Below are 12,971 nucleotides of genomic sequence, written 5' to 3' on the forward strand. Positions count from 1 at the left end.
AGCTAGAGCGTGGGCGTACTCCGATGACGGCGCTCAGTGCGGAGCAGGTTCGCGCTGTCCCCAAGATCGAGCTCCACATCCACCTGGAGGGCACGTTCCGCCCCAGCCGAGTGGCCGAACTGGCTGGCGTCGTCGGTGAGGAGCCGCCCCGGCCGGTGGACCGCCTCTTCGAGGTGGACAATCTGGCCGACTTCTTGGAGACGCTCGACTGGGTTTGCGGCCTCGTGCGTGACGAGCCCACCGCCGAGCAGGTGGCCTATGACTTCGCCGCCTACGCCCATGACCAAGGCATGGTGTACGCGGAGGTCATCGTGAACCCCACCCACTGGTCGGGGCTGGCCACGGGCGAACTCTTCACCGCCTGCGCTCGGGGATTCGATCGGGCCCAGGCCGACGGACTGGGCGACTTCCGCTTGCTGCCGTCGATACTCCGCCAGCAATCCGAACAGGAAGCCCGACAGCTGGTGGAGTGGATCGCGGGAGCAGGACTGCCTCGAATCGTCGGCCTCTCCATCGACGGCAACGAAGAGGCCGCCGGGCGCACCGGTCCTCGATTTGCTCCCGCCTATGCCGACGCGGCCCGAATCGGGCTGGGGCGCACCGCCCACGCCGGCGAGTCTTCAGGGGCCGAAGGCGTTCGCGATGCCGTCGAACTGCTTGGCGTGAGCCGCGTCGATCACGGGGTTCGCTGCATCGAGGATCCTGAGGTGTTGGCCATGGTCCTCAAGAGGGACATCACGCTGAATGTCTGCCTGACGTCCAACTGCACCCTGCTTTACTCCAGCCTGGATGACCATCCGATCAGAGAGTTGGCCGCCGCGGGGGTGCGCTTCACCATCAACACCGACGACCCCGAGACGCTGGGAATCTCGCTGTGCAGTGAGATTCAGCTGGCCGCCGACTACCTGGGTTGGAGTCTGGGCGATCTCGTCGCTGCCCAGCACCGAGCCATCGATGCCGCCTTTTGCTCCGATGCCGACAGGCAGGCGCTCAGGGCCTTGGTCGATCAGACCGTGGGAACGTAGTTCTCGCCCAGCCCTCGGGGCATACGGGCCCATCGCGCGCTCACGGTAAGGATCACTAGGGCCACGAAGAACGGTATGGCGTTGAGACCTTCAATGGGCACGTCCACAAACACGTTGTTGAGGTTGAAGCCCAGCGCTTCGAAGAATCCGAAGACGAATGCGCCCACCGCGGCCCCCCAGATGCTCCAACTGGCCATGATGATCACGATCAGGGCGATGAACCCGCGGTTGGCGGTGAGGTAGGGCTGGAACCGGCCCACGCTGCCCAGCATCAGGGCCGCGCCGCCCAAACCGCCGAGGAACCCGGAGATCAGCGTGGCCTGGGTGCGGATGCGCAGGACGTCGACACCCTTGGCGGCGGCGGCGTCAGGATCCTCCCCAACAGCTTTGACCTCGAGTCCGAAGATGGTGCGCGACGCCACGAATCCCGCTACCAGCACCAGCGCCAGCGAGAGCCACGTGTACCAGCTGTGGCCGAAGACGGCATCGCCGAGCCACGGGATGTCGGACAGGAGCGGGATGTCGATTTCCGATGGCAGGGAGACCTGGCGGTCTCGTCCCCCGACGTCGGTGGTGACGTGGAAGATATATCCCGTGGTGCCTATTCCGAGGATGGTTAGCCCGAACCCGACCACAACTTGGTTGGCAAAGAGGCGAATCGAGAGCAAGACCATGATGAACGCCAATCCCATTCCAGCCAGACCTCCCACCAGAAAGCCGAGTGGGGCCGCGGTTGGATCGGCGACATAAAGGGAGGTCAAAGCACCGATGATCATGTATCCCTCGAGGCCCAGATTCAGCACCCCGGCTCGCTGGGCGAACGTCTCGCCGATCGATGCGTAGATCAACGGGGTGGCCAGCCGCAGTCCGCCGGCCACGGTGGCGCTCCAAAACGTGGCTTCCAGAAGCTGGCTCATGTCCGTCTCTTCCCGATGAGGGTGAAGTTGGCCATGACCCCGCGAGTGAGGCGGATGATCTGGGGCGCATAACGAATGGAGAACCCGAGCAGCAGAAGCGCCTGGATAATGTCCGATAGCGAGGCCGGGATGCCCTCAGAGGATTGCATGGCCAGGCCACCGGACTGAAGGGCCCCGAACAGGAGGGCGGCCACCAAGACCCCGCCTGGGGTAGCGCCCCCGAGGAAGGCGACGACGAGGCCGAAGAAGCCGATGTCTGAGGCGATCTGCACGTAGACCCGCTGGAGAAGACCGGCGGCTTGGATCCATCCGACGAGGCCAGCGGTTGCCCCGGAGATGAGAAGCGAGTTGATGATGACGCGGTTGCCGGAGATGCCCAGACTCTGGGCCAGGCTCGGGTTCTCGCCGTACAAGTCGTAGCTGAACCCACGATCCGAGCGCACCCACCACACGAAGAGCAGTCCGATGGCTACTGCAACGAACACCCCGGCATGGAAACGGGTCCCGTCGATGACCAGTCCTAGAACGCCGTTGGCGGGGTAGGGGTCGGACTGCGGCGTGATCGCGGTGGGGGGTTTGAGGGGATTGTTGAGGAGGTATTCGATGAGCAAGGCGGCGAATTCGGTGAACAGCAGGGTGGAGAGAATCTCGTTCACATTGAAGTGGGCCCGCAGCAGCGCAGGGATCAACACCCACGCCATACCGAACAAGGCGCCTCCGAGTGCGGCAGCCGGAATGGCAACAGCCGAAGGGCCGCTCTCGAATAACTGGGCGGTCACCAGCGCTCCGATGGCGCCGGCGACAACCTGGCCTTGGGCGCCGATGGTGATCAGGCCAGCGCGAAGCGCCACTGCGGTGCCGTACCCGACGATGGCCAGCGGTGCGGCCCGGGAGAGGGTCTCACCGAGGGCGAACTCCGAACCGAACGCCCCGTCCACCATGGCGGTGTAGGCGGTCAGCGGGTTCTCGCCGGACATGAGCATGATCAGCCCGCCAAGAACAATGGCCATAAGGACGGCTATGCAGCTTGTCGACAATGACGTGGTGAGTTTGCGCCCCTCGTCTTCGAGGGGTTCGGACGGTGCGTCACCCACATTGCCGCCGATGAAGGTCTCAGCCACCGACGGCCTCCGTGGTCTCGGTCAGACCGGCCATGGCCGCCCCCAGGCGCTCAGATGTCAAGTCTTCAATGGGGAACGCATCGGTTACTCGCCCGCGGTAGAGCACGATGACCCGGTGAGCCAGGTCGGACACTTCGTCGAGGTCGGCAGAGATCACCACGACAGCTCCACCCGCCTGGGCGGCGGCAAAGCAGCGATCGCGCATGGTCTTGGCGGCTTCGGGGTCGAGTCCTTTGGTGGGGCCATGGGCCACCAAAACAGCGGGGTTCTTCTCGAGCTCACGAGCGGCCATCAACTTCTGCTGGTTACCTCCGGAGAGCGAGCTGGCTCTGGCCGCTGGCTCAGGGGGGCGGACCTGGAATCGCTCGACCAATTGCCGGGCGTGGCGGGCGATCTTGTCGGGCAGCCTGAAGCCAAAACGGGTGAATCTCCGGCTTCCCACGTGGCGGGCGGTAGCGTTGTCGGCCACCGAGAACGCGGCGGCCAGTCCGGTGGAGCGGTCCTCGTGCAGGTGCGCGACCCCCGCGGCAATGGCCAGTCGGGCTGATCCGGAGATGTCCTTGCCGTCGACCACAACGTGGCCGTGGTCTAGTTTGACTTGCCCGGTGAGGGCCTTGGCCAGCGATTCCTGGCCATTTCCGGCGATGCCGACCACGCCGAGAATCTCACCGGAGGCCACCTCGAATTCGAGGTCGTGGCAGCCGACCTCTTGGGTAGACGAGGCAGAGAGGTTGCTCACGCTCAGTCGGGTTGGCCCTCGCTCAATCTCAGGCCGATTGACCTCAAGGAGCGAAACGTCGCCAATCATCAGCGTGGCCACCTCCCGAAGGTCAGCAGCCCGCACGTCGGCACCCTCCACCACCACTTTGCCGCCCCTAAGCACCGTAAGCCGGTCGGCCAACTCGGCCAGCTCGGGCAAGCGGTGGGAGATATAGATGATCGGGGTGCCTTCAGCTCGGAGGCGGTGGCACAGCGCGATGAGAGCCGTGGTCTCAAGCGGTCCCAGCGCGGAGCTGGGCTCGTCAAGGATCAGCAGCCGTGCTCCCCATGCCACTGAGATGAGGATTTCAGCCTGCTGGCGGACAGCCAGCGGCATGTCGTCGACGAGCGTCTCGGCCGGAACCTTCAGCGCAAACTCGTCCGACCACCGCTCCACCTCGGCCCGGGCTGCAGACGCGTTGAAGATTGCGGGAGCATCTGGTCTTCCCAGTTGCAGATTCTGGGCAACGGTGAGACCCCGGACCAGCGAAAGCTGTTGTCGAACGTGGGCGACACCGGCGGCCGCCCCCTCCCGGCGCGATGACGGTCGATACGGCTGGCCGAACAAGGTCATCGAGCCAGCATCGGACCGTATCGCCCCGGCGACGATTTTGGCCAGGGTTGACTTGCCCGCCCCGTTCTCGCCCACCAGCGCGTGGATTTCTCCTGCCGCCAAGTCGAAGTCCACGGCCTCCAAGACCCGGACGGACCCGAACCGCCGGGAAACGCCCCTTATGGAGAGGGGCGTACCGGTGGCCGGGTCCGCGCCTGGTTCTGAGTTCAACGAGTGTCTAGCCGGGGAAGGGGATTGAGAACTCGCCGGCCTGGATTTGGGCAACCAGTTCGTCGAGGGTGGCTTGCAGCTCGTCGAGCCCCACTGCGGTATCCACCGTTGCCGCCATGTTGACCGGCAAGACCTCCACCTGGGCGTTGAAGATGCCGCCCGGATAGAAGGCGTACCCCTCTTCGCCGAAAGTGTGCACCTCTCCGTCGGGGGTACCGAACGTGCCGTTGCGTACCTGATCGAAGAAGTCCAAGTATAGATCCTTGAGGCGAATCACCGTGGCCGACAGATAGACATCTGGCGCGGTTTGCTCCTGCGAACCGAATCCGACCGCGATGGGAATACCTGCTGCTGACGCCGTCTGGGCTGCGCCGATGCAAATTCCGTCACCGGAGCAATAGATGAAGTCGGCGCCTTGGTCGATGAGCTGCTGGGCCACCTCGGCTGCGGCTTGCACGTCGATGAACGAGCCGGCAAAGCCCTCGAGGAAGTTCAGATCCGGGTTCTCAGACAAGGCCGCGTCGCGGAACGACTGGTGCATGTCCTTGACGAAGTCGAACTCGGGGCCGCCCACGATCCCGATGGTGTCGCCAATTATGGCCTTTGCGGCCAAGATTCCGTTGGGATAGGCCATGTCCTGGATGTTGTAGAGCCAGTCCACCACGTTGCTCGAGGTGACGGATCCGGGAACCAAAATGCCACCGGTCATGGAGAAGGCAACGTCGGGGAATTCCTCGTAGAGCTGCTGAATCGGATCCACGTACTCGATGCCGTGTCCCAAAATGAGGTCGAATCCTTGGCTGGCGAAGTCGCGGAGCGCCGGTAACGAGTCGGTCGGGTCGATGATCTCCTCGAGAACCTGGGTCTCGACGTTGCCATCCTCGGCCACGGCATCCCGCAGGCCCTCATAGGCCGCCTGGCTGAAGGAGTTGTCGTTGCGGACACCGGGCAGCAACAGGGCCACCCTGAGGGCATCGCCGTCGTCTTCAGGCTCGGGTTCGGGCTCCTCTTCGGGTTCGGGTTCCGGCTCTGGTTCGGCCTCGGTCGGTGCCGGCTCTGGTGCCGGCTCTGCGTCCGAGTCGTCGTCGTTGCCGCACCCTGCCGCAATCAGGCCAAACACCATCAGCAGCGCGAAAAGCTTGAACAAGATCGAAGATCGACGTGTCACGGAAATACCCCCTCCTCTACGGCGTGGTCCCTTGGACAACGCGCGCATCTGACAGTATCCGACACTACCCCCTCTCAGAACAGGTGTCGATTAAGAGTGCTGGGAGTCAGCCGCGGCGCCGGTGCGAGGATGGACGCACCGGATACGCATCGCGGGCCGCGTCAGCGATGGCCGCCTCGTCCACAGTGGTGCAGCGACCGTCCCGGACGACAACCTTGCCATCCACCATCACCAACGAGGCCCGATCAGAGAGCCCACCGAGCACCAGCCCGATGACCGCGTCGTGGACTCCCACTCGGTCAACGGTGGTCATGTCCCACGCCGCGATGTCGGCAGCCTTTCCCGGCTCGATCACGCCCAGCTCGTGGCGCCCCAGGCACGCGGCCGACCCCCGGGTGGCCAGACCCAGCAGCTCGCGGGCGCTTGGCCACTTCTGCGGGGAGATGTCCATATCGCGGTGGGCCAGAGCTGCCACTCTGATATCGCCAAGCTGATTGCAACCGTCATTGGAGGCCGACCCGGTGGTGCCGAATCCGACCTTGCATCCCGCATCGAGGTACTTCCGCAGAGGGGCCAGCCCCCAGCCCATGCGCAGATCGGGCGCGATCAAATGCACAATGCCCACCCCGGCCGCGGCAAACTCCGGGATCTCTTCATGAGGGGGATCAACCATGTGGGCCAGCCACACCCTGTCGTGGTCCCAGCCATTGTCCCGAAGGAATTGCCACGGAGTAACCCCGTAGGTGTCAGTGCAGAAACCAGTGTCGATGACCTCATAAAGATGGGTGTGCAGACCGACCCCTGGATGATCCGCGGCGAGCGAAGCGAACTCGCGGTATATCTCCGGTTCGTCGGTGTGCACACCGCACGGGGCGAGGTCGATCCTGATTCGGGCCAGGGGATCGGGGTCGTGGTACTGACCGATCAGCTCTTGAGAGTGGCGCAGAACCTCATCGATGGTCTGGCAGGCGTTGTCGGGCACAACGCCGCCGTGCCGTTTGCCCTTGGTCATGGAACCCCGTCCGGCGTGAAGGCGGATGCCGATCTCGAGAGCACCCTCGATCATCTCCTCGATGAAGGGCTCGGTGTTGCCCTCGACGAAGACGTAGTGCTGATCGGCGACGGTGGTAACCCCGCCGAGCAGCGACTCCACCATGCCCGCCCGGGCGACGGCGCCTACCGAGGCTGGCGTGTAGTGGCCCTGGCGCCACAGGTACAGGGTTTTGACGTGGAGTGCGGTCAGCCAGGGGTGAATGGGGGCCCGCTCGAGTTCCACGAACGAGCGCAGCCCCACTTGGTAGAGGTGTTGATGCCCGTTGATCAGTCCGGGGAGCACGAGCAGGCCCCGGCCGTCGATGACCTCGACGGAGCCATCGACCTCTAGGTCGTAGCCCACCGCGGCAACGCGTGAGCCGGACACCAGAAGGTCAGCGCCCTCCAGCTCGCGGTCGTTGGTGTCGAAGGTGACCAGATGGCTGATATTGCGGATCAGAGTGTCGGGCATCTCCTGCGAGTCTCGCCCTTGGGCCTGTGACTGCGCAATCGCCGCTGATCGGTTGGGCCAACGCTGGCTAGTGTCGCGACACCTATGAAGCCCCGACTGGTCGGCCAGCGAGTGACCCGTCGCAACGACGAGTATCTCTTGCGCGGTACGGGCCGATACCTCGACGACATAGTTCTGCCGAACATGGCCCATGCCGCCATCGTTCGCAGTCCGGTGGCCCACGGGCGCCTCGTGGACTTCGATGCCGCGACCGATGGTCGGGCCACGGTGTACAGCCCCGACGAGTTGGCCTCCCTCATCTCCGGGGAGCTGCCCGTCTTGTGGATCCTGGGCGGCCAGCAGCAGCGCTCCACCCCGGTGATCGACCACATTCTCCGATACGTGGGTCAACCGATCGGAGTGGCCATTGCCGGCTCGCGATACGAGGCCGAAGACCAGGTGGAACAGGTCGGCCTCGACATTGAAGAGCTCACACCGGTGTTGGAAATCGAACAGGCTCTGGCTGCCGATGCCACTTTGCTGTATCCCGAACTCGGCACCAACGTGCTGGCCTCCTTTGACGCGGGCGATTCCGATGAGCACACCGCCGCAGTGTTCGGGGATGCGGATCGCACGCTGCGCACCAGGCTGCGGATCGGGCGGATCCACGGGCTGGCCATAGAGGGACGGGGCATTGTTGCGGTGCCCGAACCCCAGGGCAAGCTCACCGTCTACACCTCGACGCAGACACCCCATTCGGTGCGCGACTCACTGTGCGAGGCACTGGGCATGGCGCAGAGCCGGGTGCGGGTTGTCGCCCCCGATGTCGGGGGCGGTTTCGGGCTCAAAGACCATCTGTACGAGGACGAGGTCATCGTGGCGGCGGCGGCATTGGACCTGGGCCAGCCGGTGAAGTGGGTGGAGGACCGGTCTGAGTCGCTGTTGGCCACCACCCACGCCCGCGACGAGGTTCACGACATCGAGGTGGCCTTCGACGAAGACGGAACGCTTCGGGGGTTGCGGGTTGAGAGCGCTCGCAACGCCGGGGGGCGATTCGCGGTGTTCGGCGGCGGGCCGCTCTTCACGGTGTTCGGCGTTGTTCCTGGCCCCTACCGCTGGGAGGCCGTGCGCTGTGTCGGCCAGGTGGTGGCCACCAACACCATGTCCACCGGGGCTTACCGCGGCTTCGGGCAGACTCAGGCAGCGTGCATTCGAGAACGAGCGGTTGACCTGGTGGCGGGGGCATTGCAGCGCGATCCGGTGGAGCTGCGGCTTCAGAACATGATCACCCCTGAGGAGCTTCCTTATCGGATCCGAACCATGATCGAATACGACAACGGCGACTACCCCGAGGCGCTGCAACGGGCACGACGGCTCATCAGCGATGGTCCGGCGCCTCCCGACGACGGGCGGCTCCGCGGCGTGGGCTATTGCTGCTATGTGCAGATGGCTGGGATCGGTCCGAGCACCATGAACGAGTTCATCGGGCTCAGCATCGGAGGGTTCGAGAGCGCCACCGTGCGATTTGAGCCCGACGGCTCGGTTCGGGTGGCCACCGGCATATCCCCCCACGGTCAAGGTCTGGAAACCACGATCCCGCAACTGGTGGCCGACGAGTTGGGCGTTGACCTGGATACGGTCGAACTGGTCCACGGAGACACCGAGACCACTCCGTATTCCCCGTATGGCACGGCCGCCTCACGTTCGATCGCGGTTGGTGGCGGAGCTTCGGTGGTTGCTGCCCAGCGGGTGGCCGACAAGCTCAGAATCATCGCCGCTGAGATGCTCGAAGCCAGCCCTGCGGACATCCAGCTTCAGGAGGGTCAGGCCCGGGTGGCCGGTACTGGCGTCGGGGTGAGCATCGCCGAGGTGGCTCAGCGGGCCTGGCAGGGGTTCCGGCTCCCCGAGGGAACTGAGCCCGGGCTGGTTGCGTCGCACTCCTACGATCCGGCCAGCCCTACGTTCTCCTACGCCACCCATGCCTGCCGGGTGGCCGTCGATCCCGGCACCGGCCAGGTGGAGGTTGAGGACTACGCAGTGGTGAGCGACTGCGGCACCATGGTCAATCCGATGATCGTGGAGGGCCAGATCCACGGCGGGGTGGCCCAGGGACTCGGGGCCGCGCTGATCGAGGAAATCGTCTACAGCGACCAGGGCCAGCCGCAGTGCTCAACGCTGCTCGACTATCACGTTCCCGACAGTGCGACGATGCCCGACATCCGCATTGAGCACTTGGAGATCCCCAGTCCCTACACGCCGGGAGGAATGAAGGGCATGGGGGAGGGGGGGACCAACGGCGCATTTGCCGCCGTGGTTAACGCCGTTTGTGCCGCGCTGCCCGATGTGGACTGGACCGACGTCGCCACACCGCTGTCACCAAACCGGATATGGGAGGTGCTCCATGACCAATCCTGAACACACCCGTTTGCGGGTGCTCTACCCCGACATGTTCGGCTTCGCCCGAGGGAAGTACATCCCCCTGGCGGCGGCCACCGGCGAGGTGAGCTACTCCATCGCCATCTTCGGGGTGGGGTATGACCGGGCTCTTATTCCAGCCCCTGGGGCCGAGGTGCTCGAGGGTCTCGGCGATTTCCGGGCCATCTACAACCCGGAGGAAGCCAGAGACTGTTGGCAAGAGGGAACCGGCGTCGTTATCGCCGATCTGTTCCAGAATGGCGAGCCGCTGGCCATCTCACCCCGACATGGATTGGCCAGGGCGGTAGACGATCTCGAGGCCGTGGGATTGCGGGCTCGGGTCGGGATCGAGCTTGAGGCCTACGTGCTCCAGCCCGATGGAAATGGCGGCTGGGAGCCCTGGGACACTCCGGGCTCGTACTGCTACGGGACAGGACCGTTGGTGGACCCGGTGGGGCTGCTGGACGAGATCATGGCCGCCGCAGAATCTACCGGCATCGGTCTGGAAACCATCGCCAGCGAGTACGACACCCCTCAGTTCGAGGTCACCATTGAGCACCAGGAGCCCCTTGAGGCCATCGACAACACCTTCCTGCTCAAGCTGTTGTGCCGCGAGGTGGCTGCTCGGCACGGGCTTTTATGGACGTTCCTCGGCCGGCCTTTCGGCGATCGCGGCGGCAACGGCCTCCATGTAAATGTCAGCTTCCAAAACGACGCCGGCGAGCATTTGCTCCACGATCCACAGGCCGCCGATGGGCTCTCTGCGCTCGCCCACCACGGCATCGGGGGCATGCTCGAGCATCACGAGGCGCTGACCGCACTGTGCGCCCCCACTGTCAACGCCTACAAACGGCTCATTCCTGGGCAGTTGTCGGGCTATTGGGCCAACTGGGGATACGACCATCGCGCCGTGGCCATCCGGGTACCCAGCGACCGAGGCGCGGGCACCAGGCTGGAGAGCCGAGTCCCCGACGGGGCGGCCAATCCCTACGTCGCAAACGCGGCGATTCTCCAGGCCACGCTCTTGGGGGTGAGAAACGAGACCTCTCCGCCGCCCCATGAGGAGGGCGACGGCCTCGAGACCGCCAATACGGAGCGATGCGCCCCGGAGAACCTGAGTCTGGCCCTCGATGCGCTAGAGGCCGACAGCGCCCTGGTAGAAGCCGTCGGATCAGGCCTGGTGGCCAACTTTGTGGCCATGAAGCGGGAGGAGTGGCGCCGATTCTGCCAAGCGGTAACCGACTGGGAGCTGAACGAGTACCTGACGTATCACTAGGACTTGGAGCCCATTCTGACGCTCAGTCAGCGCTTGGGACGGGATCCAATTCGAACAGGCGCAGCTCTCGCTGGGTTATGGAGTCATAGCCAGTCCACAGCGGATACCAGGCGACCGCAGTCTGCCATCTTGATTCACGCTCGGGTCCGGAGAGGAGGCGGGCTCGCACCGGAGTTCTCTTGCCTCGGAAGATGATCTCCGCATCGGGGTTGGCCAGGAGGTTGGCCGTCCAGGCCGGGTGCTGCTCGCGGGCGAAGTTGCTGCCCACCACCAAGAAGCGACCACCCTCGAGCGGGACCGCTCCGAGCGGTGTCTCTCGGGTCTGGCCGGTCTTGGCGCCGGTCGAGAAGAGCATGAGCATGGGCTGAGCGGCGGAATCGAGCAGTGTTCGCCCTTGGGTGAGCCGGTTTATCAATCGGTGGGCACGCGGGACAACGAGGGGACCGAGGGTCCTAAACGGCCGCGACAGCACCACGCGGGGCGGCATCCGGAAACCCTTGGGCGGTGTCGGCGCTTTTCTGGGGTCAGGGGAGGGGAATGCTTTGCCTATCTGGCGGTTGGAGAGGAGGCCGGCCTTGTGCCAGGCAGCCAGGCTGTCAGCGAACGTCTCTTCAATATTGCGGAACTCAACCCCGTACACGGAGAGATCGCTGTCTTCTGATCCCTCCCATTGAGTGAGCACGCTCATGCTGAATCGGTTCATCGCCGCATTGATCGGCACGACACGCCGGATCGAATCAGCCACTCGGCCAATCCCTCGGAGCGCCGAAGGAGGAAGCGGCATCATGGGGAATCTTCGACCCGTGATGTCGCGGTGGATGCGGGCAAAGTCGTTCATGTCTACCAAATGACCGCCGCACATGATTCGACGGGGCCCATGGCCCGGTTCGAGCAGCGCCACGAGGAGCGAGGCCATGTCTCGGACATCGGAGATCGCCACCGCGGCCCTTCGGGTGGGAATGATGCCGCTTGCCGTGAATCGGGCCATGTCTTCGCTGGCCTCGCCGAAGGCCGAGCCCGCGGGCGGACCGATCACTGCGCTCGGATACACGATCGCCAGGGGAGCACCGTCGGCCTGGAGCTTGCGGGCCACCATCTCCGCGTCGGCTTTGGCTTGGCCGTATGTATATCCGGCTGATGAAGGCGGGTGGTCAACCGTGAGGGAGCCAGCACCGGGGTCAAACAAAGCGGCCACGCTGGAGAGATGGATGATCGGGTCGAGCTCCATTTCGTGAGCCTTGTGAAGCACTAGCCGGGCTCCGGCGATGCTGTTCTCGATCCCCTGGGCGTTGCCGCGTGCGTCGAGCGATACGACGGCGGCACAGTGGATCGCCGCGTCAGCGCCGTCGAGGGCTGCGGCGACGGCCTCAGGATCGGTCATGTCTCCTATGACATGGTCGATGGCGGGCAAGTCAAAGGCATCGCGGAGATCTTCAAGCTTCTGGGGCGACCTCACCAGAGCGCAAACCTCATGGCCCGCATCGATGGCGCGTGCCGCGGTGTGTCCGCCGATAAACCCTGTTGCCCCCGTCATCATCACGCGCACAGAAATCCACCCTAGTAGCCAGTGGGTTAGATTCCGCTGGTGGACCAAGACACGCGGCGAGCGGCCAATCTCAATCTGATTAGGGCGTATTTCGAGCTAATAGCCACGGGCGATGTGGATGCGCTGGCGCAGTGCTGGCACGACGAGATTGTCTTCGAGGCGCCCTTCTCGTTCACCGGCAAGCCGTCGCGCACTGCTGGCAAGCAGGAGGTATACGACCGGCTGTCCACCTCCTACGGCCTGGTGACCATGGCCTTCCACATCACAGAGACCTACGAGCTCATCGACCCTGATCGCTTCCTGGTTGAGTACGACAGCGATGGCCACATGCTCGGCTCGGGGGAGCGGTATCGCAACAGCTACATCACGCTGGTGGAGATGCGGGACGGCCTGATCAGCCGCTTCCGCGAGTTCTACGACTCCCAAAGGTGCGCCGCCGCCTTCGGCCCGCTGCTGGACCCCGACCATTGATCGATT

Annotated in this window: 10 protein-coding genes; 4 read left to right on the forward strand and 6 right to left on the reverse strand. The window is 64.6% G+C overall.

From position 1 onward, the window contains the following. The first annotated feature begins 23 nt into the window (after positions 1-23). On the forward strand, positions 24-1,025 hold the full coding sequence (add, locus tag ACOQPI_RS12965) for an adenosine deaminase (protein WP_420620044.1): 1,002 nt from the start codon (positions 24-26) through the stop codon (positions 1,023-1,025). On the opposite strand, the gene ACOQPI_RS12970 is transcribed toward add, so the two are convergent. From ACOQPI_RS12970 to ACOQPI_RS12990, 5 genes are all read right to left on the reverse strand, one after another. After that, complete coding sequence (locus ACOQPI_RS12970; protein ID WP_419846336.1) at positions 1,007-1,942, reverse strand: ABC transporter permease; 936 nt, start codon at positions 1,940-1,942, stop codon at positions 1,007-1,009. The genes add and ACOQPI_RS12970 overlap by 19 nt on opposite strands. Then, positions 1,939-3,063, reverse strand: a complete 1,125-nt coding sequence (locus ACOQPI_RS12975; protein WP_420620045.1) for an ABC transporter permease — start codon at positions 3,061-3,063, stop codon at positions 1,939-1,941. Before ACOQPI_RS12975 ends, ACOQPI_RS12970 begins: the two co-directional genes overlap by 4 nt. Beyond that, complete coding sequence (locus ACOQPI_RS12980; RefSeq protein ID WP_420620046.1) at positions 3,056-4,510, reverse strand: ABC transporter ATP-binding protein; 1,455 nt, start codon at positions 4,508-4,510, stop codon at positions 3,056-3,058. The genes ACOQPI_RS12975 and ACOQPI_RS12980 overlap by 8 nt, the downstream gene beginning before the upstream one ends. 103 nt (positions 4,511-4,613) lie before the next feature. Then, a complete protein-coding gene (locus ACOQPI_RS12985) occupies positions 4,614-5,774 on the reverse strand; it encodes a BMP family lipoprotein (protein WP_420620047.1) in 1,161 nt (386 codons plus the stop codon). A gap of 106 nt (positions 5,775-5,880) precedes the next feature. Continuing rightward, the gene (locus ACOQPI_RS12990) at positions 5,881-7,278 is read right to left on the reverse strand and encodes an amidohydrolase family protein (RefSeq protein WP_420620048.1); all 1,398 of its coding nucleotides are present in this window, start codon (positions 7,276-7,278) and stop codon (positions 5,881-5,883) included. 84 nt (positions 7,279-7,362) lie between these two features. Here ACOQPI_RS12990 and ACOQPI_RS12995 point away from each other — a divergent pair, with 84 nt between their 5' ends. Further along, entirely contained in the window at positions 7,363-9,672 is a 2,310-nt protein-coding gene (locus ACOQPI_RS12995) for a xanthine dehydrogenase family protein molybdopterin-binding subunit (RefSeq protein ID WP_420620049.1), read from the forward strand. After that, entirely contained in the window at positions 9,659-10,948 is a 1,290-nt protein-coding gene (locus ACOQPI_RS13000) for a glutamine synthetase family protein (RefSeq protein ID WP_420620050.1), read from the forward strand. The genes ACOQPI_RS12995 and ACOQPI_RS13000 overlap by 14 nt, the downstream gene beginning before the upstream one ends. Before the next feature lie 22 nt (positions 10,949-10,970). Here the strand turns inward: ACOQPI_RS13000 and ACOQPI_RS13005 are convergent, their stop codons facing one another. Further along, complete coding sequence (locus ACOQPI_RS13005; RefSeq protein WP_420621039.1) at positions 10,971-12,485, reverse strand: nitroreductase family deazaflavin-dependent oxidoreductase; 1,515 nt, start codon at positions 12,483-12,485, stop codon at positions 10,971-10,973. Positions 12,486-12,533: 48 nt separating this feature from the next. On the opposite strand from ACOQPI_RS13005, the gene ACOQPI_RS13010 reads away from it, so the two are divergent. Continuing rightward, positions 12,534-12,965, forward strand: coding sequence for a nuclear transport factor 2 family protein (locus ACOQPI_RS13010; protein WP_420620051.1), 432 nt, complete (start codon positions 12,534-12,536; stop codon positions 12,963-12,965). The last annotated feature ends 6 nt before the right edge of the window (positions 12,966-12,971 follow it).

Source organism: Candidatus Poriferisocius sp., assembly GCF_965219815.1.
GTDB lineage: Bacteria > Actinomycetota > Acidimicrobiia > Acidimicrobiales > Bin134 > Poriferisocius.

What these genes read in the sequence shown, in the direction of transcription:
- add (WP_420620044.1), top strand. Translation starts at nt 24, where the DNA reads ATGACGGCGCTCAGTGCGGAGCAGGTTCGCGCTGTCCCCAAGATCGAG.
- ACOQPI_RS12970 (WP_419846336.1), bottom strand. Translation starts at nt 1,942, where the DNA reads ATGAGCCAGCTTCTGGAAGCCACGTTTTGGAGCGCCACCGTGGCCGGC.
- ACOQPI_RS12990 (WP_420620048.1), bottom strand. Translation starts at nt 7,278, where the DNA reads ATGCCCGACACTCTGATCCGCAATATCAGCCATCTGGTCACCTTCGAC.
- ACOQPI_RS12995 (WP_420620049.1), top strand. Translation starts at nt 7,363, where the DNA reads ATGAAGCCCCGACTGGTCGGCCAGCGAGTGACCCGTCGCAACGACGAG.
- ACOQPI_RS13000 (WP_420620050.1), top strand. Translation starts at nt 9,659, where the DNA reads ATGACCAATCCTGAACACACCCGTTTGCGGGTGCTCTACCCCGACATG.
- ACOQPI_RS13005 (WP_420621039.1), bottom strand. Translation starts at nt 12,485, where the DNA reads ATGATGACGGGGGCAACAGGGTTTATCGGCGGACACACCGCGGCACGC.